Origin of the sequence: Streptomyces sp. NBC_01450 (assembly GCF_036227505.1) — a bacterium.
In the GTDB taxonomy this organism is placed as follows: Bacteria; Actinomycetota; Actinomycetes; order Streptomycetales; family Streptomycetaceae; genus Streptomyces.
Genome location: NZ_CP109480.1, coordinates 8893886 through 8919229 on the forward strand (window position 1 = coordinate 8893886; position 25344 = coordinate 8919229).

Sequence of the window (25344 nt, forward strand, 5' to 3'; positions counted from 1 at the left end):
GATGTCGAAACTCGGCACCCTCGGCGCCCGGCTCCACCGCGGCGAGATCGGCTACGACTTCGTCGGCAAGCGCAAGATCTGGTACGGCATCTCGATCCTGATCACCATCACGGCCATCCTCGGCCTGACGGTGCGCGGCCTGAACATGGGCATCGAGTTCCAGGGCGGCGCCGTCTTCACCACCGGGAAGACCAGCGTCTCGGTGGCCCAGGCCGAGACGTACGCGCAGGACGCGTCCGGCCACGACGCGGTCGTCCAGAAGCTCGGCAACGGCGGTCTGCGCATCCAGATCGCCGGCATCGACACGGACAAGTCCGATCAGATCAAGGACAAGCTCGCCAAGGACCTGAACGTCAACTCGGAGAAGATCAACGCCGACCTGGTCGGCCCCAGTTGGGGTGAGCAGATCGCCAACAAGGCCTGGGAGGGCCTGGCGATCTTCATGGTCCTCGTCGTGATCTACCTGGCGATCGCCTTCGAGTGGCGCATGGCCGTGGCCGCGCTCGTCGCCCTGATCCACGACATCACCATCACGGTCGGCATCTACGCCCTGGTCGGCTTCGAGGTCACCCCGGGCACCGTGATCGGTCTGCTCACCATCCTCGGTTACTCGCTGTACGACACGGTCGTCGTCTTCGACAGCCTCAAGGAGCAGACGAAGGACATCACCAAGCAGACCCGCTACACCTACAGCGAGATCGCCGACCGCTCGATCAACGGCACCCTGGTGCGTTCGATCAACACCACGGTCGTCGCGCTGCTGCCGGTCGCGGGCCTGCTGTTCATCGGTGGCGGTGTGCTCGGCGCGGGCATGCTCAACGACATCTCGCTGTCGCTGTTCGTCGGCCTCGCGGCCGGTGCGTACTCCTCGATCTTCATCGCCACGCCGCTCGTCGCCGACCTCAAGGAGCGCGAGCCGCAGATGAAGGCCCTCAGGAAGCGCGTCCTCGCCAAGCGGGCCCAGGCCGCCGCGAAGGGCGAGCCCCTGGAGACCGAGGTCACCGAGGTGATGCTGGACGACGAGCCGGAGGACGACGGGCCCCTGGTCGTCGGCCCGCGCAACCAGCCCGCGTCCCGCAACCGAGGCCGTGGCCGACCTTCGGGGAAGCGCCGATGACCGAGCTCACAGACATCACGACGCTGCTGCTCAGCCGTATCCGTGACGTGGCCGACTACCCGGAGCCGGGGGTGATGTTCAAGGACATCACGCCGCTCCTGGCGGACCCGGCGGCCTTCACGGCGCTCACCGACGCCCTGGCGGAGATCGCCGTGCGGGCCGAGGCCACGAAGATCGTCGGCCTGGAGGCCCGCGGGTTCATCCTCGGCGCCCCCGTCGCCGTCCGCGCCGGGATCGGCTTCATCCCCGTACGCAAGGCGGGCAAGCTCCCCGGAGCGACCCTGTCGCAGTCGTACGACCTGGAGTACGGCTCGGCCGAGATCGAGGTGCACGCCGAGGACCTGAGCGTGGCCGACCGCGTCCTGGTCGTCGACGACGTCCTCGCCACCGGCGGCACCGCCGAGGCCTCGCTCCAGCTCATCCGCCGGGCGGGCGCCGAGGTCGCGGGCGTCGCCGTGCTGATGGAGCTCGGCTTCCTCGGCGGCCGAGGCCGTCTGGAGCCGGCTCTCGCGGGCGCTCCGCTGGAGGCGCTCCTCAAGGTCTGAGGGCCGTGGGCGCGGCACCTGGGGGAAAGCCCCGGGAAAGGCCTGGGAAGGCCCTGAGACACCCGTAGGACACCGTGGAGGCGGGCCCGGAGGAATCCGGAGCCCGCCTCTCGCGTTCCTCCTGTAGGAGGCCGTCACAGCGGCCGAAAGCGAGTCCGACGCCCAGGATCGCTACCATGGGGTTTCCGGAGCCTGACCGGGGGACCCGGAACGCGCACGAGGAGCCCTCTTGCCAGACGAGGCCCAGCCACTCACCGCCGCCAAGCCCGAGCCTGCCTCGGCCCCCGCGGCGACGCCCGCCAAGAACGCCACGAGCGGGCGGGTCGAGCACGCCCAGACCGCCCCCGACGGCAAGGCGGCCGAGCAGCCACGCCCCAAGCCGGCCCGTTCCGAGCGCCCCGCGAGCACCCCGGCGGTCCGTTCCGCGGCCGCCCCCTCCGGCCGTCCCAGCAGCTCCTCCAACCGTGTCCGCGCCCGCCTGGCCCGGCTCGGCGTGCAGCGCTCGAACCCGTACAACCCGGTCCTGGAGCCGCTGCTGCGGATAGTGCGCAGCAACGACCCGAAGATCGAGACGTCGACGCTGCGGCAGATCGAGAAGGCCTACCAGGTCGCCGAGCGCTGGCACCGCGGCCAGAAGCGCAAGAGCGGCGACCCGTACATCACGCACCCGCTCGCCGTGACGACCATCCTCGCCGAGCTGGGCATGGACCCGGCCACGCTGATGGCGGGCCTGCTGCACGACACCGTCGAGGACACCGAGTACGGCCTGGACACACTCAAGCGCGACTTCGGCGACCAGGTCGCGCTGCTCGTCGACGGTGTCACCAAGCTCGACAAGGTCAAGTTCGGCGAGGCCGCGCAGGCCGAGACCGTCCGCAAGATGGTCGTCGCCATGGCCAAGGACCCCCGCGTCCTGGTCATCAAGCTCGCCGACCGTCTGCACAACATGCGCACCATGCGCTACCTCAAGCGCGAGAAGCAGGAGAAGAAGGCGCGCGAGACCCTCGAGATCTACGCGCCGCTCGCCCACCGCCTGGGCATGAACACCATCAAGTGGGAGCTGGAGGACCTCGCCTTCGCGATCCTCTACCCCAAGATGTACGACGAGATCGTCCGCCTGGTCGCCGAACGCGCCCCCAAGCGCGACGAATACCTCGCCATAGTGACCGACGAGGTCCAGTCCGACCTGCGCGCCGCCCGCATCAAGGCGACCGTCACCGGCCGCCCGAAGCACTACTACTCCGTCTACCAGAAGATGATCGTCCGCGGCCGTGACTTCGCGGAGATCTACGACCTGGTGGGCATCCGTGTCCTCGTGGACACCGTCAGGGACTGCTACGCCGCCCTCGGCACCGTGCACGCGCGATGGAACCCGGTCCCCGGCCGGTTCAAGGACTACATCGCGATGCCCAAGTTCAACATGTACCAGTCGCTGCACACGACGGTCATCGGCCCCAACGGCAAGCCGGTCGAACTCCAGATCCGCACGTTCGACATGCACCGCCGCGCCGAGTACGGCATCGCCGCGCACTGGAAGTACAAGCAGGAGACCGTCGCCGGTTCCTCCAAGATCCGTACGGACGTGCCCCGGGCCGCCAAGGGCAGCGCGGGTCAGGACACCGTCAACGACATGGCGTGGCTGCGCCAGTTGCTCGACTGGCAGAAGGAGACCGAGGACCCGAGCGAGTTCCTGGAGTCCCTGCGCTTCGACCTCTCCCGCAACGAGGTCTTCGTCTTCACGCCCAAGGGCGACGTCATAGCGCTCCCGGCCGGCGCGACACCGGTGGACTTCGCGTACGCGGTCCACACGGAGGTCGGCCACCGGACGATAGGCGCACGGGTCAACGGACGCCTCGTACCGCTCGAATCCACCCTGGACAACGGCGACTTGGTGGAGGTCTTCACCTCCAAGGCGGCCGGCGCGGGCCCCTCCCGCGACTGGCTGGGCTTCGTCAAGTCCCCGCGCGCCCGCAACAAGATCCGCGCCTGGTTCTCCAAGGAGCGCCGCGACGAGGCGATCGAGCAGGGCAAGGACGCCATCGCCCGCGCGATGCGCAAACAGAACCTGCCGATCCAGCGCATCCTCACCGGCGACTCCCTGGTCACCCTCGCGCACGAGATGCGCTACCCCGACATCTCGTCGCTGTACGCGGCGATCGGCGAGGGCCATGTCACCGCGCAGAGCGTCGTGCAGAAGCTGGTGCAGGCCCTCGGCGGCGAGGAGGCGGCCACCGAGGAGATCGACGAGAGCGTCCCGCCCGCGCGCGGACGCGGCCGCAAGCGCCGCTCCAACGCCGACCCGGGTGTCGTCGTCAAGGGTGTCGACGACGTGTGGGTCAAGCTCGCCCGCTGCTGTACGCCCGTGCCGGGCGACCCGATCATCGGCTTCGTCACCCGCGGCAGCGGTGTGTCGGTTCACCGCAGCGACTGTGTCAACGTGGACTCGCTGTCCCGTGAGCCCGAGCGCATCCTCGACGTCGAGTGGGCGCCCACCCAGTCCTCGGTCTTCCTGGTCGCCATCCAGGTCGAGGCCCTGGACCGCTCCCGGCTCCTGTCGGACGTCACCCGCGTGCTGTCCGACCAGCACGTCAACATCCTGTCCGCGGCCGTCCAGACCTCCCGCGACCGCGTCGCCACCTCCCGCTTCACCTTCGAGATGGGCGACCCCAAGCACCTGGGGCACGTCCTGAAGGCGGTCAGGGGCGTGGAGGGCGTGTACGACGTGTACAGGGTGACCTCGGCGCGCAGGCCCTCCGACGGGTCCTGAGTTCCGCGGCCCGGCGGCCCGTCGACGGGCCACTACGTAGAGGGGCTCCGGTACGAATCGAACGATTCGTACCGGAGCCCCTCTACGTAGTGGCGGGAAAACCCAGCCGCCTCGGCAGCCTCAGCCGCCGAACTCCTGCAGACCCTTCAACGCCTGGTCCAGCAGTGCCTGACGGCCGTCGAGCTCCTTCTGGAGCTTGTCGGCCCTCGACGCGTTGCCGGCGGCGCGCGCCGTCTCGATCTGTCCCTGGAGCTTGTCCACGGCGGCCTGCAGCTGACCGGTCAGACCCTCGGCACGCGCGCGTGCCTCCGGGTTGGTCCGGCGCCACTCGGCCTCCTCGGACTCCTGCAGAGCCCGCTCCACCGCGTGCATCCGCCCCTCGACCTTCGGGCGGGCGTCGCGCGGCACATGGCCGATGGCCTCCCAGCGCTCGTTGATGGAACGGAAGGCGGCACGGGCGGCCTTCAGGTCCTGCACCGGGACGAGCTTCTCGGCCTCCTCGGCCAGCTCCTCCTTGAGCTTCAGGTTCTCCGACTGCTCGGCGTCCCGCTCGGCGAAGACCGAGCTGCGCGCCGCGAAGAACACGTCCTGGGCGCCGCGGAAGCGGTTCCACAGGTCGTCCTCGTGCTCGCGCTGGGCGCGGCCCGCGGCCTTCCAGTCCGCCATCAGCTCGCGGTAACGCGCCGCCGTCGGACCCCAGTCCGTGGAGGCGGACAGCGACTCGGCCTCCGCGACCAGCTTCTCCTTGATCTTGCGGGCGTCCTCGCGCTGCGCGTCCAGCGAGGCGAAGTGCGCCTTGCGGCGCTTGGAGAACGCCGAGCGCGCGTGCGAGAAGCGGTGCCACAGCTCGTCGTCCGACTTGCGGTCGAGTCGCGGCAGCCCCTTCCAGGTGTCCACCAGCGAGCGCAGCCGCTCACCGGCCGCCCGCCACTGGTCGCTCTGCGCCAGCTCCTCCGCCTCGACGACCAGCGCCTCCTTGGCGTGCCGCGCCTCGTCGGACTGCTTCGCACGCTGGACCTTGCGCTCCTCACGGCGCGCGTCGACCGTCTCGACGAGCTTGTCCAGCCGCTTCTTCAGCGCGTCCAGATCGCCGACCGCGTGGTGGGCGTCCACCTGTTCGCGGATATGACCGATCGCGATCTGGGCGTCCTTCGCCGACAGGTCGGTGGTTTTCACTCGCCGCTCGAGGAGGCCGATCTCGACAACCAGGCCTTCGTACTTGCGCTCGAAGTAGGTCAGCGCCTCATCAGGCGAGCCGGCCTGCCAGGAACCGACGACCTGCTCGCCGTCGGCGGTACGCACGTACACGGTCCCCGTCTCGTCGACGCGGCCCCACGGGTCGCTGCTCACAGCGCCTCCTCCACATGATGCCTGCGAGGGGCTTCAGCGCCCCTGGGCATCGTCCACAGTTTCGTCACGGCCAACATAGGCGACCAGCCCGGCGGCTGTCCGCATCCAGCGCGACCGAAATTTCGCAGTTGACGGTCAGGATTTCGTCACGGTCATCTTGTTGATCACGGCCGTCGCGTTGGGCGCCCCGTCGCCCTGGCCAGTGCTCTCTCCGGCCGCGGCGATCTTCTTGAGAACCGTGAGGCCGGACTTGGAAATCGTTCCGAACGGTGTGTAGTCGGCCGGCAGCTGACTGTCCTGGTAGACGAGGAAGAACTGGCTGCCGCCCGTGTTGCGTCCCTGCTTCGTCTGGGGGTTGTACTGGTTCGCCATCGCGAGCGTGCCCGCCGGGTAGATGCCGCCCTTGAGGGTGGTGTCCTTCAGGTTCTCGTCCGGGATCGTGTACCCGGGACCGCCGGCGCCGGTGCCCTTCGGGTCACCGCACTGCAGCACGTAGATGCCGTTCGTGGTGAGCCGGTGGCACTTGGTGTGGTCGAAGAACCCCTTGCCCGCGAGGAAGTCGAACGAGTTCACGGTGTGCGGGGCCGCGGCCGTCTTCAGCGCGATGTCGATGTCGCCGCAGGTCGTCGCCAGCTTCATCGTGTAGTCCGCCGACTTGTCGATGCTCATCGCCGGCTCCTTCTTCCAGCTCAGCGACTTCACCGCGCCTTCGGCGGGCTTGGCGCACGGGTCCGGCGCCTTGGTGGGCGCGGAGGCGCTCGGGCTGACTTCCGCGCCCGCGTTGGCCTTCTTGCCGTCGTCCTTGAAGACCCCGGTCGCGTACGACACCACACTGCCGACGACGATCACGCCGAGGACCGACGCGACCACCGTGTTGCGCATGTGTGACTTGCGCCGCGCGGCCGTACGCCGCTGCTGCTGCCGCAAGAACTTCTCCCGGGCGAGCTGACGCCGCCGCTGTTCCTGGGTGACCACCGGGTTATCTCCTCATGCGTCTCGTACGTCAAGTGGGACGCGTGCGTCTTGTGAGCCGACCGCCTGCGTGTGCCCCGTACCGTATATGGGTTAGCTGAGGAAACGGCAGCGCCGGTAGGCTCTGATCCACAGCCAGCCACCCCGTACGGCACCACGCGTACGCCCACCACGAAGGACGATCGTGCTCATTGCCGGGTTCCCCGCCGGGGCCTGGGGCACCAACTGTTACCTGGTCGCCCCCGCCGCCGGTGAGGAGTGCGTGATCATCGACCCGGGCCACCAGGCCGCCCAGGGAGTCGAGGACGCACTCAAGAAGCATCGGCTCAAGCCCGTCGCCGTCGTCCTCACCCACGGCCACATCGACCACGTGGCCTCGGTCGTGCCCGTCTGCGGCGCCCATGACGTACCGGCCTGGATCCACCCCGACGACCGGTACATGATGAGCGACCCGGAGCGGGCGCTCGGCCGGTCCATCGGCATGCCGCTGATGGGCGAGCTGACCGTGGGGGAGCCGGACGACGTACGGACGCTGACCGACGGCACGCGGTTGGAGCTGGCCGGTCTCGAGCTGTCCGTCGCGCACGCGCCCGGCCATACCAAGGGGTCGGTGACGTTCCGGATGCCCGAGACGGCGGACATTCCGCAGGTCTTCTTCTCGGGAGATCTGCTCTTCGCCGGCTCCATCGGACGCACCGACCTGCCCGGCGGTGACATGGACGAGATGCTCGGCTCGCTGGCCCGTGTGTGCCTGCCGCTCGACGACTCGACCGTGGTGCTGTCCGGCCACGGCCCCCAGACGACCATCGGCCAGGAGCGCGCCACCAACCCGTATCTGCGGCAGGTGGCGGCGGACCGCCAAGCGCGCGGCGCCGAGCCCGCTCCCCGACGAGGAATGTGACGAGAGACTTTCGTGAGCACCTTCAAGGCCCCCAAGGGCACGTACGACCTGATCCCGCCGGAGAGCGCCAAGTACCTCGCCGTGCGCGAGGCGATCGCCGCGCCGCTGCGCAACTCCGGCTACGGCTACATCGAGACGCCCGGCTTCGAGAACGTCGAGCTCTTCGCGCGCGGCGTCGGTGAGTCCACCGACATCGTGACCAAGGAGATGTACGCCTTCGAGACCAAGGGCGGCGACCAGCTCGCCCTGCGCCCCGAGGGCACGGCCTCCGTGCTGCGCGCCGCGCTGGAGGCCAACCTGCACAAGGCCGGCAACCTCCCCGTCAAGCTCTGGTACTCGGGCTCCTACTACCGCTACGAGCGCCCCCAGAAGGGCCGTTACCGCCACTTCTCGCAGGTCGGTGCCGAGGCGATCGGGGCCGAGGACCCGGCGCTCGACGCCGAGCTGATCATCCTCGCGGACCAGGCGTACCGCTCGCTGGGCCTGCGTGACTTCCGCATCCTGCTGAACTCGCTGGGCGACCAGGAGTGCCGTCCGGTCTACCGGGCCGCCCTGCAGGACTTCCTGCGCGGCCTGGACCTGGACGAGGACACGCTGCGCCGTGCCGAGATCAACCCCTTGCGGGTCCTGGACGACAAGCGCGACGACGTGCAGAAGCAGCTGGTGGGTGCGCCGCTGCTGCGCGACTACCTGTGCGACGCGTGCAAGACGTACCACGAGGAGGTGCGTGAGCTGATCACCGCCGCGGGTGTCTCCTTCGAGGACGACCCGAAGCTGGTGCGCGGCCTGGACTACTACACGCGGACCACCTTCGAGTTCATCCACGACGGTCTGGGCTCCCAGTCCGCGGTGGGCGGCGGCGGGCGCTACGACGGGCTGTCCGAGATGATCGGTGGTCCCGCGCTGCCGTCGGTGGGCTGGGCCCTGGGCGTCGACCGTACGGTGCTCGCCCTGGAGGCCGAGGGTGTCTCGCTCGAACTCCCCGCGGCCACGAGCGTGTTCGCCGTTCCGCTGGGGGAGGAGGCCCGCCGGGTGCTCTTCGCCAAGGTGACCGAGTTGCGCAAGCTCGGTGTCGCCGCCGACTTCTCCTACGGTTCCAAGGGGCTCAAGGGGGCGATGAAGAACGCGAACCGGTCGGGGGCGCGGTACGCGATCGTCGCCGGTGAGCGGGATCTCGCCGAGGGTGTCGTCCAGCTCAAGGACATGGAGTCCGGTGAGCAGACGGCGGTCGGGGTGAACGAGATCGTGGCGGAGCTCGAGACGCGACTGGGCTGAGAACCGGATCCCTCGCCCCCGCCGCCCCTACCCGTCCCATCCCTACCTGGGGGCTCCGCCCCCAGCCCCCTATCGGCCTGAACGGCCTCGTCCTCAAACGCCGGACGGGCTGAAGGATGCGCGCCGGCGCTCTTGAGGGGCGCGGGGAACTGTGCGACCAGCCCCCACCCGCCGCAGGCAGGGAACACACCCGGGGGGCTGGGGCGCAGCCCCAGGGGCGGGAGAATGGGGTCAGTCCAGCAGGCCGAAGCGCATCGCGCTCGTCACCGCCGCGGTGCGGTCGTCCACCCCCAGTTTGGTGAAGGCCCGCAGCAGGTGGGTCTTCACGGTGGACTCGCCGATGAACAGGCGGCGCCCGATCTCGGCGTTCGTGCAGCCCTCCGCCACCAGCCGCAGCACCGCCGTCTCACGCTCGGACAACCTCGGCCGCTCCGGCTTCGTACGGAGCTGGTCGACGAGGCGGGCGGCGACGGAGGGGGCCAGCACGGTCTCACCGCGCGCGGCGGAGCGGACGGCGTCGGCGAGTTCGCCACGCGGGAGGTCCTTCAGGAGATAGCCCGCGGCTCCGGCCTCGACCGCCCGCAGAATGTCCCGGTCCGTCTCGTACGTCGTCAGCACGATGACCCGGCAGCCCAGCCCCGCCTCGGTCATCCGCACGATCGAGTCGACACCCCCGCCCCCCGGCATCCGCAGGTCCATCAGGACGATGTCCGGCCGGAGTTCGGCCGCCAGCGCCTCCGCCTGCGGGCCGCTCGACGCGTCGGCGATCACATCGAGGTCGGGCTCGGCACTGAGCATCGCGCGCAGCCCTTCCCGTACGACGGGATGGTCGTCTGCCAGGACGATGCGGATCACGAGTCACTCCTTGGAACGGGCAGGCGGACGGTGACGGTCGTGCCCTCGCCGGGCGCGCTGCGCACCTGGGCCCTGCCGCCCACTTCCGCGGCCCGGGCGCGCAGCCCGGTCAGACCGTAGCCGCCGACCGGCGCGGTGGGGTCGAAGCCGGGGCCGTCGTCCCGTACGGAGAGGGTGAGGCAGTCGTGCGCGTACGTCAGGGCGACCGCGATCGTCGACGAACTCCCCGCGTGTTTACGGACGTTGGCGAGCGCCTCCTGGCAGGAGCGCAGGACCACGACCTCGGGCCCGGCGGGCAGCGCGCGCACGGGTCCGGTGACGTCGACCGTCGCCTCGTGGCGCGCGGCCAGCCGGCGCAGCGCGTCGGGCAGCGAGGCCCCGTCGAGGTCGGCGGGCGCGCCTCCGGCGACCAGGGCCCGCGCCTCGGCGAGGTTCTGCCGGGCCGTCTCCGCCATCAGGGACAGGTGGCGGCGGGCCTGCGGGACGTCGTGGTCGAGTTCGGCCTCGACCGCCTGCACCAGCATCAGCAGGCTCGTGAAGCCCTGTGCGAGCGTGTCGTGGATCTCCCGGGAGAGCCGTTCCCGCTCGGCCAGCGCGCCGTGCGCCGACGAGAGCCGGGAGAGCTCGTGGCGACTGGCGTCCAGTTCGGCGATCAGCTCGGCCCGTTCCTGGCTCTGCTCGATGATGCGGATGGTCCAGTTGCCGAAGGCCACCGCGAAGACGAGGGTGACCACGCCGAAGAGCGAGTTGAAGAAGACGTCCTGGTCGCTCGGCCACCACAGCAGCGCCCAACCCACCACCGGCGCGATGTTGATGACCGTCACGGCCGCGAGCGCCCAGCGCAGCCGCAGCGCCATGAAGCACTGGGGGACGAGCGCGAAGGCCATCAGCCGGGTCTCGCCGACGAGGATCCCCGACGGCAGGAACAGCACGATCGCCCCCGCGAGATAGCCCAGGGCCCGGCGTTCGTCGGGCGGGTCGCCGCTGAGGACGGGGCGCCCCACCGCCACGTACCAGGGAATCAGCGCCACCAGCAGCGCCGCCGAGACGAGGCGGAGGTGCCACCCCGGATGCCCCGTGCCGAGCACGAACACCAGGGTGGCCACACACACGATCGCGAAGTACGAGTCCCAGAGCCGGAAGGAGCGGTCCCAGGTGTACGAGCTCTTCGCGCCGCCGGGTCCGGCGACCCGTTCGGTCATCCGTCGCGACGGTTCTTCCAGCGGAAGGTCAGCAGACACAGCAGCAATCCTCCGACGCACCAGGCCCCCAGCACCAGGGCGATCCGCCCGAACTCCCAGCCGCCCGCCTGCTCCAGGACCTTCGCCGACTCGGGCAGGAACACCCCGCGCAGCCCCTGGCACATCCACTTCAGCGGGAACAGGGCGCCGATGTTCAGCATCCAGCCGGGGATCGTGTCGATGGCGATGTAGACCCCGGAGATGAACTGCAGCACGAGGAAGGGCAGTACGACGACGGAGGTGGCGCTCTTGCCGGACTTCGGGACCGAGCTGATCGCGATGCCGAGCAGGGCGCAGGCCGTCAGGCCCAGGACGAAGATCCAGGCGAAGTCGGCCCACTTGGCGGGATCCGAGGGCAGCTTCACGTCGTACAGCGACGTGCCGACGACGAGCAGGATCGCCGTCTCCAGGAGACCGGTGACCAGAACCAGCCAGATCTTGCCCAGGAAGTACGCGGCCGGTGGCATCGGAGTGCCGCGCAGCCGCCGCAGCACCTTCTCGTCCCGTTCGATGGCGATGGAGATGCCGAGGGACTGGAAGCTCGTGGACATGATGCCCGCGGCCATCATCGCGGGGACGTACAGCTGGGAGGCGGTGATGCCCGCGCCCCGCACGTCGTCCTTGAAGATCGACGCGAAGAGGAACAGGAAGACGACGGGGAAGGCGAAGGTGAACACCACCTGGTCGCGCTGACGGAAGAACTGCTTGATCTCCAGGGCACCTCGCCGCAGGCCGAGCCCCCAGGCTCCGGGCAGCCGCCCCGAGGACGCCTCACTGCGTACGCGTTCGGTCGTCAGGGTCATCGCGCGCTCTCCTGTCCGGTCAGGCGGAGATAGACGTCCTCCAGGGTCGGGCGGGTCACACTCAGCCCGGGTATCTCGCCGTCGAAGCGGCGGGTGAGCTCGGCGACCGTGCGGGTGGGGGTGTCCGTGCGCTCACGGCGCTCGGTGCCGTCGGCCTCCGTCCACTCGACGGTCGCCTCGGTGCCGAAGCGTTCGCGCAGCGCGGCGGGTTCGCCTTCCGCGACGACCCGGCCCCGCGCGACGACCGCGAGCCGGTCCGCCAGTGCCTCCGCCTCCTCCAGGTAGTGGGTGGTGAGCAGGATGGTCGTGCCCTCGTCGGCCAGTTTCCGGATCAGGTCCCAGAACTGGCGGCGGGCGGCCGGGTCGAAGCCGGTCGTCGGTTCGTCCAGGAGCAGCAGCTCGGGGCCGCCGATCACCCCGAGCGCCACGTCCAGACGCCTGCGCTGGCCGCCCGAGAGCGCCTTGACGCGGCTGTCCGTCTTCGCCTCCAGACCGACGAGCCCGATGACCTCCTCCGGGTCGCGGGGCCTCGGGTAGTAGCGGGCGAAGTGCCGTACGGTCTCGCCGACCGTCAACTCAGCGGGCGCCGATTCGTCCTGCCAGACGATGCCGACCCGCGAGCGCCACGCGCGTGTGCCGGTCGCCGGATCCGCGCCGAGCACGGACACCTCGCCCGCGTCCCGCCCGCGGTTGCCCTGGAGGATCTCCACCGTGGTGCTCTTGCCCGCGCCATTGGGTCCGAGCAGGCCGAACACCTCGCCGCGGCGGATGCCGAGATCGATGCCGTCGACGGCGGTCACGTCCCCGTACTGCTTGCGCAGCCCCCGTACGTCCACCGCGAGATCGTTCGCGTGTGTTGTCATGCCGTCGAGCCTGCCGCCGAAGCGAACGTTCCGGGACGACCGTGCGTACCTCCTTATGTCCATCGAACGGTGGACACACATCTGGGTGCGGCACAATGTCGGTTGCCCGCAGGCCCTTCGAGACTACGGAAACGGCGTGATGAGCAAGACGACAGTCAAGGACGTCTCCATCGACCAGGAACGCTCCGACGGTCCCCGGACGGTCGGCGGCAGCCGGGCGTTCGCCCTGTTGCTGGTGATCACCGGTGCGGCCGGTCTGCTCGCCGCGTGGGTCATCACGATCGACAAGTTCAAGCTGCTGGAGAATCCGAACTTCGTGCCGGGGTGCAGCCTGAACCCGGTCGTCTCCTGCGGCAACATCATGAAGAGCAAGCAGGCCGCGGCCTTCGGGTTCCCCAATCCGATGCTCGGTCTCGTCGCGTACGGCATCGTGATCTGTGTCGGGATGAGCCTGCTCGCGCGGGCCACCTACCCGCGCTGGTACTGGCTGACCTTCAACGCCGGCACCCTCTTCGGGGTCGGATTCTGCACCTGGCTGCAGTTCCAGTCGCTGTACCGGATCAACTCGCTGTGCCTGTGGTGCTCGCTGGCCTGGGTCGCCACGATCATCATGTTCTGGTACGTGACCTCGTCGAACATCCGCAACAACTTCCTGCCCGCCCCACGCTGGCTGAAGAACTTCTTCGGCGAGTTCACCTGGGTCCTGCCCGTCATGCACATCGGGATCATCGGGATGCTGATCCTGACCCGCTGGTGGGATTTCTGGACCAGCTGACAGCCCTGCGGGGATTGTCAGTGGGGTGACATAGGGTTTCGGACGTGGAGCCCGACCTGTTCACCGCCGCAGCAGAAGAACGCCAGGAGAAGGACCCGTCCAGCAGCCCCCTGGCCGTACGGATGCGTCCGCGTACCCTCGACGAGGTCGTGGGCCAGCAGCATCTGCTGAAGCCGGGCTCGCCCCTGCGCAGACTCGTCGGCGAGGGGAACGGCGGGCCGGCCGGACCGTCCTCGGTGATCCTCTGGGGCCCGCCCGGCACCGGCAAGACGACCCTCGCGTACGTCGTCTCCAAGGCCACCAACAAGCGCTTCGTGGAGCTCTCCGCGATCACCGCGGGCGTCAAGGAAGTCCGCGCGGTCATCGACGGCGCCCGCCGCGCCACCGGCGGCTTCGGCAAGGAGACCGTCCTCTTCCTGGACGAGATCCACCGCTTCAGCAAGGCCCAGCAGGACTCCCTGCTCCCGGCCGTCGAGAACCGCTGGGTGACCCTGATCGCCGCGACGACCGAGAACCCGTACTTCTCGGTGATCTCCCCGCTGCTGTCCCGCTCCCTCCTCCTCACCCTCGAACCGCTCACCGACGACGACCTGCGCGGCCTGCTGCGCCGGGCGCTCACCGACGAGCGCGGCCTCAAGGAGGCCGTCACCCTCCCCGAGGACACCGAGCGGCACCTGCTGCGCATCGCCGGGGGAGACGCCCGCCGTGCGCTGACCGCCCTGGAGGCGGCGGCCGGCGCGGCGCTCGACAAGAGCGAGCAGGAGATCACCCTCCAGACCCTGGAGGAGACCGTCGACCGCGCCGCCGTGACGTACGACCGCGACGGCGACCAGCACTACGACGTGGCGAGCGCGCTCATCAAGTCCATCCGCGGCTCCGACGTGGACGCCGCGCTGCACTACCTGGCCCGGATGATCGAGGCCGGCGAAGACCCCCGCTTCATCGCCCGCCGCCTGATGATCTCCGCCAGCGAGGACATCGGCCTCGCCGACCCGAACGCGCTGCCGATAGCCGTGGCCGCCGCCCAGGCCGTCGCCATGATCGGCTTCCCCGAGGCCGCCCTGACCCTCAGCCACGCCACCATCGCCCTGGCCCTGGCCCCGAAGTCCAACGCCGCGACCATGGCCATCGGCGCCGCGATGGAGGACGTACGCAAGGGGCACGCGGGCCCGGTGCCGATGCATCTGCGCGACGGGCACTACAAGGGCGCGGCCAAGCTCGGGCACGCCCAGGGGTATGTGTATCCGCACGACCTGCCCGAGGGCATCGCCGCCCAGCAGTACGCCCCGGAAGAGCTCAGGGACCGCGAGTACTACACACCGACCCGGCACGGCGCCGAGGCGCGCTACGCGGACGCGGTCGAGTGGACCAGGAAGCGCCTCGGTAGAGGACGGTCCTGACCACCCTGTAACATGACGCGAAGCGCTGCGTCCCGTGTCCGGCTCCGGTCGGCACCACCAGAACGGGACATCCAGCCGGAGCCCCTGCCACCACGGAGGGATTCCAGGAGCGTCGCGCACCGTCGAAGGTGTCGCGGGCAGCCCACCACCACCCGGTCTCCCGGAACGGTCGGTGGGCCACTCGCGTGCTGCACGTATGTGCCCAGACCCAGGAGCGGCTGCCCGCCCCGTCCGTAGGGACGAGGAGGGTTTCCCGGGCTGCGGATTGCGACCTCCCTTAACTCTGGTGAGCCGAAATCGAAGAAAGAGAAAAAGTGGCGAATCAGTCCCGCCCCAAGGTCAAGAAGTCGCGTGCCCTCGGTATCGCGCTGACCCCGAAGGCCGTCAAGTACTTCGAGGCCCGCCCCTACCCGCCGGGCGAGCACGGCCGTGGCCGCAAGCAGAACTCGGACTACAAGGTCCGTCTGCTTGAGAAGCAGCGTCTGCGCGCGCAGTACGACGTGTCCGAGCGCCAGCTCGTCCGCGCCTACGAGCGTGCCTCCAAGGTCCAGGGCAAGACCGGTGAGGCCCTGATCATCGAGCTCGAGCGCCGTCTCGACGCGCTGGTCCTGCGTTCGGGCATCGCCCGCACGATCTACCAGGCCCGCCAGATGGTCGTCCACGGCCACATCGAGGTCAACGGCCAGAAGGTCGACAAGCCCTCGTTCCGCGTCCGTCCCGACGACGTCGTGATGGTCCGCGAGCGCAGCCGTAGCAAGACCCTGTTCGAGGTCTCCCGCGCCGGTGGCTTCGCCCCCGACGGCGAGACCCCGCGCTACCTCCAGGTGAACCTCGCGGCCCTGGCCTTCCGCCTGGACCGCGAGCCGAACCGCAAGGAGATCCCGGTGATCTGCGACGAGCAGCTCGTCGTCGAGTACTACGCCCGCTGATCGTCTTACAGCGGACGCGGCACCACCTGCGTGTCAGCCCGTCGTCTCCCCGCCCTTCGAGGTGGGCGAGACGGCGGGCTTGCGCGTGTCCGGGGGAAGCCCGCGCGGCGCGGGCACCGCACCCAGCGGCCGGGGCCCCGTCCGCCGCAGTGCCCGTGCCACCGCCGCCTCCCGCCCGAGCCGTGCCCCCGCCCGTACGCACTCCTCGTACCGCTCGTCGCCCAGCCGCCGCCGGGCACCGGCCTCGCACCGTTCGTGCGGCGCGTTGTAGTACGCCGAGCCGAACAGCGGCAAGCCAACCGAGGGCCACAGCCGGGCCGCCGCCCCTTGCAGCAGCGCGGCCTCGGCCGGATCGCCCTCCGCCTCCGTGACCAGCGCCAGCAGTTCGATCGCGAGGACCGTGCCGAGCAGGTCGTGGAAGGCGTGCCCGGTGTCCAGGCACTGTTCCAGGAGATCCCGGGCGCGCTCCGGATCACCCGCGGTCTGGGCCTCGTACGCCAGCACATACTGCGCGTACGCGAGCGCCCAGCGCTCCCCGTGGTCCTCGCAGACCCGGCGGACGTCCTCGCACAGCTTCACCGCGCCCGGCAGATCGCCCCGGAACGCCAGCGCCATCGCCAGCTCGACCTGGGCCATCAGTACGTTGCTGTTGAGCTCGCCGAGCTCGTGATAGCGGTCGAGCGCCGAGCGCAGCAGGGTCTCCGCGCGTGCCATGTCGTCGCCGACCAGCGCCAGACAGCCGGTGCGGTGCTCGGCGTAGGCGATCGCGGTGGGGTTGCCGGTCCGTTCGGCCTCCTCGCGGCACTCCTGGAGCGCGGTGAGCGCGGGCACCGTGTCGCCCTGGAGGATCGCCACATAGCCGAGTACCCACAGGGCCTTCAGCCGTGACCGGTCGCGGTCGCTGTCGAGCTCCACCCCGCGTTCCAGCCAGTGCCGTCCCTCCGCGAGCCGACCGCAGCCGACCCAGTAGAACCACAGGCTGCCCGCGAGGTACTGGCCCAGATACGTCTCGCCCGGCTCGGTCAGGCAGTACTCCAGGGCGCAGCGCAGATTCGGAAGTTCCGTCTCGATGCGCGCGGCCACCTCGCCCTGTCGCGGCGAGAACCAGTCCAGCTCGCACCAGGTCGCCAGGCCCATGTACCAGTCGCGGTGGCGGCGGCGCAGCCGGCCCGCGTCGCCCGCCGCCACCAGCCAGTCCGCGCCGTACGCCCGCACCGTGTCCAGCATCCGGTAGTACGGGCCGGCCGCCGTCTCCTCGCGGGACAGCAGGGACTGGGCGAGCAGTTGGTCCAGCACGTCGAGGACGTCGTCGGCGTGCAGTCCCTCGCCGCTGCACACGTACTCGGCGGCCTCCAGGTCGAAGGGCCCGGCGAACACCGAGAGCCGTGACCACAGCAGCCGCTCCTCGGACGTGCACAGCTCATGGCTCCAGCCGATCGCCGTCCGCAGCGTCTGGTGGCGTGGCAGGGCGTCGCGCCCGCCGCCGGTCAGCAGCCGGAAGCGGTCCTCGAGCCGGGACAGCAGCTGCCCGGGGGAGAGGGCGCTCAGCCGGCCCGCGGCCAGCTCGACGGCGAGCGGGATCCCGTCCAGGCGTCGACACAGCTCCAGGACGTGCGCCCGGTTGCCGTCGTCCAGCGCGAACCCGGGCACCCGGGCCGCCGCCCGGTCCGTGAACAGCTCCGCGGCCTCCCGCTCGGGCAGCGGGGCCAGCGGGAAGAGCAGCTCACCCTCGACCTCCAGCGGTCTGCGGCCCACGGCGAGCACCCGCAGCCCCGGCGCATGCCGCAGCAGTTCGCCCACCAGCGCGGCGCACGCGTCCACCAGATGCTCGAACCCGTCCACGACCAGCAGGAGTTGACGCTCGGCGAGATGGTCGAGGAGCAGTCGGCGGGGTGGCCTCGACGTCTGGTCCGCCAGACCGAGGGCCTCCACGAGTGTGTGCGCGACGAGATCCGGATCGCGTACGGAGGCCAGCTCCACCCGCCATGAGCCGTCGCGCGGCCCGATCCGTACCGCGGCCCGTGCCGCGAGGCGTGACTTGCCCACGCCGCCCATGCCCGTCACCGTCACCAGGCGGGCTCGCCGCAGCGTCTCCGCCAACTGTGCGAGTTCGGCCGCGCGGCCCACGAGCGCGTTGAGTTCCAGGGGCAGATTGCCGGGCGTGGACCGGTCGGAGCACTCAGAAGCTCGCATGGGACACGGAGCGTACTGACCCGTAAGCGGTCCGTACAATCGCTTCGCGCAACTACGGGCCGGGCAGCCGGTAATGCGGTACGGAGCGGCGGCCCCGGCGCGATAGGCTCGGGGGACGACTTTTTGATGTTCAGACACGATGTCCAGGCACGTACTGGCAGGCACGTACTAGGGAGCGGGTGCGACAGTGTCCGGTGGAGAGGTGGCCGGGATCCTGGTGGCCGTCTTCTGGGCGATCCTGGTCTCCTTCCTCGCCGTCGCACTGGCGAGGCTGGCCCAGACGCTCAGGGCGACCACCAAGCTGGTGGCGGACGTGACCGACCAGGCCGTCCCGCTGCTGGCCGACGCCTCCGCGGCGGTGCGCTCCGCGCAGACCCAGATCGACCGGGTCGACGCCATCGCGTCGGACGTCCAGGAGGTCACCTCGAACGCGTCGGCGCTCTCCACGACCGTCGCGTCCACCTTCGGCGGCCCGCTGGTGAAGGTCGCGGCGTTCGGCTACGGCGTCCGCCGGGCCATCGGCGGCCGCAAGGACAATGTGCCCCCCAAGGCCTCCCGTCGTAGCGTGATCGTGGGCCGCACCGTCCCGTCCGCGCGACGGGGAAAGCGGAAGAAGGACTGACGCAGCGATGTTCCGCCGTACGTTCTGGTTCACCGCCGGCGCAGCCGCGGGTGTGTGGGCCACCACCAAGGTCAACCGCAAGCTCAAGCAGCTGACCCCCGAGAGCCTCGCGGCCCAGGCCGCGAACAAGGCGATCGAGGCCGGGCACCGGCTCAAGGACTTCGCGCTCGACGTCCGCGACGGCATGGCCGAGCGGGAGGCCGAACTGGACGAGGCGCTCGGGCTCGATCACCGCCCCGAGCTGCCCGCGCCCCGGCGCATCGCCGCGATCGAGAACAGTCCGAGACACAGCAAGAACCCGACGTACGTCGAGAGGTCGACGTACTCGTACAACCGGAATGAGGACCACTGATGGAGTCGGCCGAGATTCGCCGCCGCTGGTTGAGCTTCTACGAGGAGCGCGGTCACACCGTCGTTCCCTCGGCGTCGCTCATCGCGGACGACCCGACTCTGCTCCTGGTCCCCGCAGGCATGGTCCCCTTCAAGCCGTACTTCCTCGGTGAGGTCAAGCCGCCGTGGTCGCGCGCCACCAGCGTGCAGAAGTGCGTGCGCACGCCCGACATCGAAGAGGTCGGCAAGACCACCCGGCACGGCACGTTCTTCCAGATGTGCGGCAACTTCTCCTTCGGCGACTACTTCAAGGAAGGCGCCATCACCTACGCCTGGGAGCTGCTCACCTCGCCCCAGGACAAGGGCGGTTACGGCCTCGACCCCGAGCGCCTGTGGATCACGGTCTACCTCGACGACGACGAGGCCGAGACCATCTGGCGCGACAAGATCGGCGTCCCGGCCGAGCGCATCCAGCGCCTGGGCAAGAAGGACAACTACTGGTCCATGGGCGTCCCCGGCCCCTGCGGCCCGTGCTCCGAGATCAACTACGACCGTGGCCCCGAGTTCGGCGTCGAGGGCGGCCCCGCCGTCAACGACGAGCGGTACGTGGAGATCTGGAACCTGGTCTTCATGCAGTACGAGCGCGGTGAGGGCACCTCGAAGGAGGACTTCGAGATCCTCGGCGAACTGCCCAGCAAGAACATCGACACCGGCCTCGGCATGGAACGCCTCGCCATGATTCTGCAGGGCGTGCAGAACATGTACGAGATCGACACCTCCATGGCCGTCATCAAGAAGGCCACCGAGCTGACGGGCGTCGAGTACGGCGCCGCCCACGACTCCGACGTCTCGCTGCGCGTGGTCACCGACCACATGCGCACCTCCGTGATGCTCATCGGCGACGGTGTCAGCCCCGGCAACGAGGGGCGCGGCTACGTCCTGCGCCGCATCATGCGCCGCGCCATCCGCAACATGCGGCTGCTCGGCGCCACCGGTCCGGTCGTCAAGGACCTCATCGACGTCGTGATCGAGATGATGGGCCAGCAGTACCCGGAGCTCGTCACCGACCGGCAGCGCATCGAGACCGTGGCCCTCGCCGAGGAGGCCGCCTTCCTCAAGACTCTGAAGGCCGGCACGAACATCCTCGACACGGCCATCACGGACACCAAGGAGTCCGGCGGCACCGTCCTCGCCGGCGACAAGGCCTTCCTGCTCCACGACACCTGGGGCTTCCCGATCGACCTCACCCTCGAAATGGCCGCCGAGCAGGGCCTTTCGGTGGACGAGGACGGCTTCCGGCGTCTGATGAAGGAGCAGCGCAACAAGGCCAAGGCCGACGCCCAGGCCAAGAAGACCGGCCACGCCGACCTCGGCGCCTACCGCCAGATCGCCGACGCCGCCGGTGAGACCGAGTTCATCGGCTACGACCGCACCGCCGGCGAGTCGCGCATCGTCGGCATCCTGGTCGACGGTGTCTCCTCGCCCGCCGCCACCGAGGGCGACGAGGTCGAGATCGTCCTCGACCGCACCCCGTTCTACGCCGAGGGCGGCGGCCAGATCGGCGACACCGGCCGCATCAAGGTCGACACCGGCGCCGTCATCGAGATCCGCGACTGCCAGAAGCCCGTCCCCGGTGTGTACGTCCACAAGGGCGTCGTCCAGGTCGGCGAGGTCACCGTCGGTGCCCAGGCCCAGGCCACCATCGACTCCCGTCGCCGGACGGCCATCGCCCGCGCCCACTCGGCCACGCACCTCACCCACCAGGCGCTGCGCGACGCCCTCGGTCCGACGGCCGCCCAGGCCGGTTCCGAGAACCAGCCCGGCCGCTTCCGCTTCGACTTCGGTTCCCCCTCGGCCGTTCCGACGGCCGTCATGACCGACGTCGAGCAGAAGATCAACGAGGTGCTCGCCCGCGACCTGGACGTGCACGCCGAGATCCTGAGCCTCGACGAGGCCAAGAAGCAGGGCGCCATCGCCGAGTTCGGCGAGAAGTACGGCGAGCGCGTCCGTGTCGTGACCATCGGCGACTTCTCCAAGGAGCTGTGCGGCGGCACGCACGTGCACAACACCTCCCAGCTCGGCCTGGTCAAGCTGCTCGGCGAGTCCTCGATCGGCTCCGGCGTAAGGCGTATCGAGGCCCTCGTCGGTGTCGACGCCTACAACTTCCTCGCCCGTGAGCACACGGTCGTCGCCCAGCTCCAGGAGCTGATCAAGGGCCGTCCCGAGGAGCTGCCCGAGAAGGTCTCCGCCATGCTCGGCAAGCTGAAGGACGCCGAGAAGGAGATCGAGAAGTTCCGCGCGGAGAAGGTCCTGCAGGCCGCCGCCGGTCTCGCCGGGTCCGCCAAGGACGTCCAGGGTGTGGCTCTGGTCACCGGCCAGGTTCCGGACGGCACCAGCGCCGACGACCTGCGCAAGCTGGTTCTCGACGTGCGCGGCCGCATCCAGGGCGGACGGGCCGCCGTGGTGGCCCTGTTTACCACGGCGGGTGGCAAGCCGCTCACGGTCATCGCCACCAACGAAGCCGCCCGCGAGCGCGGCCTCAAGGCCGGTGACCTGGTCCGTACGGCCGCCAAGACCCTCGGCGGCGGCGGTGGCGGCAAGCCCGACGTCGCCCAGGGCGGCGGCCAGAACGCGGCCGCCATCGGCGAGGCCGTCGACGCGGTCGAGCGGCTCGTCGCCGAGACGGCCAAGTGAGCGCGGACGGTACCGAGAGCGGGGACGGCCGGGTCATGCGCCGCGGCCGTCGGCTCGCGATCGACGTCGGGGACGCCCGGATCGGGGTCGCCTCGTGCGACCCCGACGGGATCCTCGCGACTCCGGTCGAGACCGTGCCGGGGCGCGATGTCCCCGCCGCGCAGCGCCGGCTGAAGCAACTCGTCGAGGAGTACGAGCCGATCGAGGTCGTCGTCGGGCTCCCTCGCTCCCTCAAGGGGGGCGAGGGCCCTGCCGCCGTGAAGGTACGCGCCTTCGCCCAGGAGCTGGCCCGGGCGATCGCGCCCGTCGGGGTCCGCCTCCTCGACGAGAGGATGACCACGGTGACGGCCAGCCAGGGTCTGCGCGCATCGGGCGTGAAGTCGAAAAAGGGCAGGTCCGTCATCGATCAGGCGGCCGCCGTCATCATCCTGCAGCAGGCTCTGGAGTCCGAACGGGCGTCGGGGAAGGCGCCGGGCGAGGGCGTCGAGACCACTGCCTGAGCTGAGGTTCAAGGGGCACCGGTCGCAGGCGTGAACGTCGCGACCGTCGATCGTGAGAGCGGACGCGCCCCGTCTGTGGAACCCGTCACGGCGGGGACACGGACGGGGCGAAGATCCTTTCTGGCCGTCGGGGGAGCGGTCGCAGCCGGTGGAGCTGGCGAAAGACCTCGACGGGATGGCTCTTCGACGGGGCCGGCGACCGTGAGGCAGGAAGCCAAGCAGGCGATTGGCGGCCATTTCGCAGCCGAGAAATGAATGTCAACTGATCGCGATACGGTAACGTTCCGCGCCATGTGGGACTGTTCGAACAGCTGTCACACAGCAGAAGAGGCGGATAGGATGCCGGGTCACGGGCGCTCAGCCCCCACCGCCTCGCGGCTCGTAGGGGATCGATGACTGAGTATGGCCGGGGCGCAGGCTCCGAACCGTGGAATCCGGAGGACCCGTTGTACGGGGATGGCGGATGGGAAGGGCAGGCCGCCGACGGCCAGTCCCCCTACGGCGGCCAGCCGCAGCACTATCCGCAGCAGCCGGAGCAGCAGGCGCAGTACGGCGAATGGGGTCCCGGTCCGCAGGGCGGCTACGGCCAGGAGCAGCAGCACTACCACGGCCAGGGTCAGCAGCAGTACCACGGTCAGGAGCAGCAGCAGTACAACAACCAGGGTCAGCAGCAGTACAACAACCAGGGTCAGCAGCAGTACAACAACCAGGGACAGCAGCAGTTCCACGACCAGGGACAGCAGCACTTTCCCGGCCAGGGCCAGCAGCAGTACGCCGGCCAGGAGCAGCAGTACGTCGATCCGGGTCAGCAGCAGTACCACGGCCAGGAGCAGCAGCAGTACCACAACGGCGGGTGGGACAACGGGACGCAGCGTCAAGTCGCCTACGCCGCCGACCCGACGGACCCGTACGGGGACCAGGCCGCCGCGTACGCCGCCGAGCAGCCGGACCAGTACGGCACGCCCGACGCTTACCCGCCGCCGGAGCCGCCGGCCCGCCGCCGTGCCGAGCCCGAACCGGAGACCGACTGGGACCCGGGTCCCGATCAGGGTGAACACGCCTTCTTCGCGGGCGGTGACGACGATGACGACGACCTCGACGACGACCCCAAGGCCGGCCGCGGCGACCGGAAGGTCCGTGGCGGCAAGAGCGACAAGGGCAAGAAGCGCCGCAGTGGCTGCGCCTGCCTGATGGTGGTGCTGGTCTTCGGCGGCGGTATCAGCGCAGTCGGATATTACGGGTACCACACCTACCAAAATCGTTTCGGCCCGGCTCCGGACTACGCGGGTGACGGCTCGGGCGAGGTGACGGTCGAGATTCCCAAGGGTGCGTTCGGCTATGCGATCGGACGGGTGCTGAAGGACGCCGGCATCGTCAAGAGCGTCGACGCCTTCGTCTCCGCTCAGCAGCAGACCCCCAATGGGGACAAGATCCAGGCGGGCGCGTATGTGCTGAAGAAGGGCATGTCGGCTGCCAGCGCGGTCAAGCTGATGCTCGACCCCAAGAGCCAGAACAATGTGATCGTCGCTCCCGGGCAACGTAACGTCCTTGTCTACCAGGCGATCGACAAGAAGCTCGATCTCGCGGACGGCACCACCGGGAAGATCGCCAAGAAGGAGTACAAGACCTTCGGACTTCCCAGCTGGGCGGGCAACAGCAAGGACATAAAGGATCCACTGGAAGGATTCCTCTACCCGGCGACGTATCCCGCCGCGAAGGGCATGAAGCCCGAGGCGATCCTGAAGCAGATGGTGGCGCAGGCCAAGGAGAAGTACACGGCCTACAACCTCGCGGCCAAGGCCAAGGAACTGAAGCTGGAGAACCCGCTGCAGGTCGTCACGGTCGCGAGCCTCGTCCAGGCCGAGGGCAAGACCCACGACGATTTCCGCAAGATGGCCGAGGTGGTCTACAACCGTCTCAAGGTCACGAACACGGAGACCAACAGGAAGCTTCAGTTCGACTCGACCTTCAATTATCTGAAGGGCCAGAGCAACATCAACATCAGCGAGTCCGAGATCAACAGCAACATGGACCCGTACAACACCTATACGCAGAGGGGTCTGCCGCCCGGGCCGATCGGAAACCCCGGGGACGACGCGTTCAAGGCGACGTTCAACCCGACCAGCGACGGCTGGCTCTATTTCGTGGCGACCGACGGTCAGAGCAACACCGAATTCGCCAAGAACAACGCGGAATTCCTGAAGCTCAAGGAAAAATTCAATGAGAACTCGGGCAACTGACGCCCGAAGGGCCGCGGTACTCGGCTCCCCGATCTCCCATTCCCTCTCGCCGGTGCTGCATCGCACCGCGTACCGCGAACTGGGACTCGACGACTGGTCCTACGACCGTTTCGAGGTCGACGAGGAGGCGCTGCCGGGCTTCCTCGGCGAGCTCGGTCCCGGGTGGGCGGGACTGTCGCTGACCATGCCGCTCAAACGGGCCGTCATCCCGCTGCTCGACGAGGTCAGTGAGACGGCGGCCTCCGTGGAGGCGGTCAACACCGTCGTGTTCACCGACGACGGGCGCCGCGTCGGAGACAACACCGACATCCCCGGGATGGTCGCCGCGCTGCGCGAGCGCGGGATCGAGCGGGTGGACTCCGCCGCGATCCTCGGCGCGGGCGCCACCGCCTCCTCCGCGCTGGCCGCACTCGCCCGGATCTGCACCGGCGAGGTCGTCGCCTATGTCCGCAGCGCGGAGCGGGCCGCCGAGATGCGGCAGTGGGGCGAGCGGCTCGACGTCGAGGTCCGTACGGAGGACTGGGCGCACGCCGCGCGGGCCCTGCGCGCCCCGCTCGTGATCGCGACCACCCCGGCGGGCACGACGGACGCCCTGTCCGCCGCGGTACCGGAACGGCCCGCGACGCTCTTCGACGTGCTGTACGACCCGTGGCCCACCGACCTCGCGGCCCGCTGGTCCGGCTACGGCGGCGCCGTGGTCAGCGGACTCGACCTCCTGGTGCACCAGGCGGTGCTCCAGGTCGAGCAGATGACCGGACGCGCGCCCGCGCCGCTCGACGCCATGCGCAAGGCGGGCGAGCAGGCCCTCGCGAGCCGCTGAGCACCGCCGCGGGGGGCCGGGTGGCGTCCCGCCTGATGGACCTGCGGCGGGACACCGCGCCCGGACGTGGGAGGATCGGAGGTGGCGGGCCCGGGCCGCGCACCCGGTCGCGCCGTCGCCGTACACGAGGACGCGTGTACGCAGCAGCAGTA

General features: G+C 69.7%; 21 protein-coding genes. 14 read left to right on the plus strand and 7 right to left on the minus strand.

All coding sequences use genetic code 11. The annotated features are described in order from the left end of the window. The first annotated feature begins 1 nt into the window (after position 1). The 3 genes from secF to OG568_RS39605 all read left to right on the plus strand — a co-directional run bounded on the left by secF (position 2) and on the right by OG568_RS39605 (position 4429). Entirely contained in the window at positions 2–1117 is a 1116-nt protein-coding gene (secF, locus tag OG568_RS39595; RefSeq protein ID WP_266416294.1) for a protein translocase subunit SecF, read from the plus strand. Continuing rightward, positions 1114–1662 carry an adenine phosphoribosyltransferase gene (locus OG568_RS39600; RefSeq protein WP_266416297.1) on the plus strand — a complete coding sequence of 183 codons (549 nt, stop codon included), beginning with the start codon at positions 1114–1116 and terminating at the stop codon, positions 1660–1662. Before secF ends, OG568_RS39600 begins: the two co-directional genes overlap by 4 nt. Before the next feature lie 229 nt (positions 1663–1891). Then, positions 1892–4429 carry a RelA/SpoT family protein gene (locus OG568_RS39605; protein ID WP_266416300.1) on the plus strand — a complete coding sequence of 846 codons (2538 nt, stop codon included), beginning with the start codon at positions 1892–1894 and terminating at the stop codon, positions 4427–4429. 120 nt (positions 4430–4549) lie between these two features. Here OG568_RS39605 and OG568_RS39610 read toward each other — a convergent pair whose 3' ends face one another. Then, positions 4550–5779, minus strand: a complete 1230-nt coding sequence (locus tag OG568_RS39610) for a DUF349 domain-containing protein (RefSeq protein ID WP_266581104.1) — start codon at positions 5777–5779, stop codon at positions 4550–4552. 135 nt (positions 5780–5914) lie between these two features. Then, positions 5915–6754 (minus strand): peptidylprolyl isomerase, encoded by an 840-nt coding sequence (locus OG568_RS39615; protein WP_329534992.1) that lies wholly within the window; start codon positions 6752–6754, stop codon positions 5915–5917. A 181-nt stretch (positions 6755–6935) separates the two neighbouring features. On the opposite strand from OG568_RS39615, the gene OG568_RS39620 reads away from it, so the two are divergent. Further along, entirely contained in the window at positions 6936–7652 is a 717-nt protein-coding gene (locus tag OG568_RS39620) for an MBL fold metallo-hydrolase (RefSeq protein ID WP_329534993.1), read from the plus strand. Between the two features lie 12 nt (positions 7653–7664). Beyond that, entirely contained in the window at positions 7665–8927 is a 1263-nt protein-coding gene (hisS, locus tag OG568_RS39625) for a histidine--tRNA ligase (protein WP_266581100.1), read from the plus strand. A 231-nt stretch (positions 8928–9158) separates the two neighbouring features. Here hisS and OG568_RS39630 read toward each other — a convergent pair whose 3' ends face one another. From OG568_RS39630 to OG568_RS39645, 4 genes are read right to left on the minus strand one after another with little or no spacing between them, the layout of a single operon-like run. Continuing rightward, positions 9159–9782 (minus strand): response regulator transcription factor, encoded by a 624-nt coding sequence (locus OG568_RS39630; RefSeq protein WP_329534994.1) that lies wholly within the window; start codon positions 9780–9782, stop codon positions 9159–9161. Further along, positions 9779–10984, minus strand: a complete 1206-nt coding sequence (locus tag OG568_RS39635) for a sensor histidine kinase (RefSeq protein ID WP_329534995.1) — start codon at positions 10982–10984, stop codon at positions 9779–9781. The genes OG568_RS39630 and OG568_RS39635 overlap by 4 nt, the downstream gene beginning before the upstream one ends. Further along, positions 10981–11826 carry an ABC transporter permease gene (locus tag OG568_RS39640; RefSeq protein ID WP_266416317.1) on the minus strand — a complete coding sequence of 282 codons (846 nt, stop codon included), beginning with the start codon at positions 11824–11826 and terminating at the stop codon, positions 10981–10983. The genes OG568_RS39635 and OG568_RS39640 overlap by 4 nt, the downstream gene beginning before the upstream one ends. Further along, positions 11823–12689, minus strand: coding sequence for an ABC transporter ATP-binding protein (locus tag OG568_RS39645; protein ID WP_329534996.1), 867 nt, complete (start codon positions 12687–12689; stop codon positions 11823–11825). The genes OG568_RS39640 and OG568_RS39645 overlap by 4 nt, the downstream gene beginning before the upstream one ends. A gap of 139 nt (positions 12690–12828) precedes the next feature. Here OG568_RS39645 and OG568_RS39650 point away from each other — a divergent pair, with 139 nt between their 5' ends. From OG568_RS39650 to rpsD, 3 genes are all read left to right on the plus strand, one after another. Continuing rightward, positions 12829–13464: a vitamin K epoxide reductase family protein gene (locus tag OG568_RS39650; protein ID WP_329534997.1), complete on the plus strand. Its 636-nt coding sequence runs from the start codon at positions 12829–12831 to the stop codon at positions 13462–13464. A 44-nt stretch (positions 13465–13508) separates the two neighbouring features. Beyond that, positions 13509–14864 carry a replication-associated recombination protein A gene (locus tag OG568_RS39655; RefSeq protein WP_266581093.1) on the plus strand — a complete coding sequence of 452 codons (1356 nt, stop codon included), beginning with the start codon at positions 13509–13511 and terminating at the stop codon, positions 14862–14864. A gap of 314 nt (positions 14865–15178) precedes the next feature. Further along, positions 15179–15793: a 30S ribosomal protein S4 gene (gene rpsD / locus OG568_RS39660; RefSeq protein WP_037621164.1), complete on the plus strand. Its 615-nt coding sequence runs from the start codon at positions 15179–15181 to the stop codon at positions 15791–15793. A 33-nt stretch (positions 15794–15826) separates the two neighbouring features. Here rpsD and OG568_RS39665 read toward each other — a convergent pair whose 3' ends face one another. Then, on the minus strand, positions 15827–17986 hold the full coding sequence (locus OG568_RS39665) for an ATP-binding protein (protein WP_329534998.1): 2160 nt from the start codon (positions 17984–17986) through the stop codon (positions 15827–15829). A 187-nt stretch (positions 17987–18173) separates the two neighbouring features. Between OG568_RS39665 and OG568_RS39670 the strand changes: the two genes are divergently transcribed. The 6 genes from OG568_RS39670 (at position 18174) to OG568_RS39695 (ending at position 25192) form a co-directional block, all read left to right on the plus strand. Beyond that, the gene (locus OG568_RS39670; RefSeq protein ID WP_329534999.1) at positions 18174–18608 is read left to right on the plus strand and encodes a DUF948 domain-containing protein; all 435 of its coding nucleotides are present in this window, start codon (positions 18174–18176) and stop codon (positions 18606–18608) included. Between the two features lie 7 nt (positions 18609–18615). Further along, the gene (locus tag OG568_RS39675) at positions 18616–18960 is read left to right on the plus strand and encodes a DUF6167 family protein (protein WP_266416331.1); all 345 of its coding nucleotides are present in this window, start codon (positions 18616–18618) and stop codon (positions 18958–18960) included. Beyond that, positions 18960–21632 (plus strand): alanine--tRNA ligase, encoded by a 2673-nt coding sequence (alaS, locus tag OG568_RS39680; protein ID WP_266416334.1) that lies wholly within the window; start codon positions 18960–18962, stop codon positions 21630–21632. Before OG568_RS39675 ends, alaS begins: the two co-directional genes overlap by 1 nt. 35 nt (positions 21633–21667) lie before the next feature. Continuing rightward, a complete protein-coding gene (gene ruvX / locus OG568_RS39685; protein WP_266422011.1) occupies positions 21668–22132 on the plus strand; it encodes a Holliday junction resolvase RuvX in 465 nt (154 codons plus the stop codon). Positions 22133–22524: 392 nt separating this feature from the next. After that, entirely contained in the window at positions 22525–24372 is a 1848-nt protein-coding gene (gene mltG, locus OG568_RS39690) for an endolytic transglycosylase MltG (RefSeq protein ID WP_329535000.1), read from the plus strand. Continuing rightward, positions 24353–25192 carry a shikimate dehydrogenase gene (locus tag OG568_RS39695; protein WP_329535001.1) on the plus strand — a complete coding sequence of 280 codons (840 nt, stop codon included), beginning with the start codon at positions 24353–24355 and terminating at the stop codon, positions 25190–25192. Before mltG ends, OG568_RS39695 begins: the two co-directional genes overlap by 20 nt. The last annotated feature ends 152 nt before the right edge of the window (positions 25193–25344 follow it).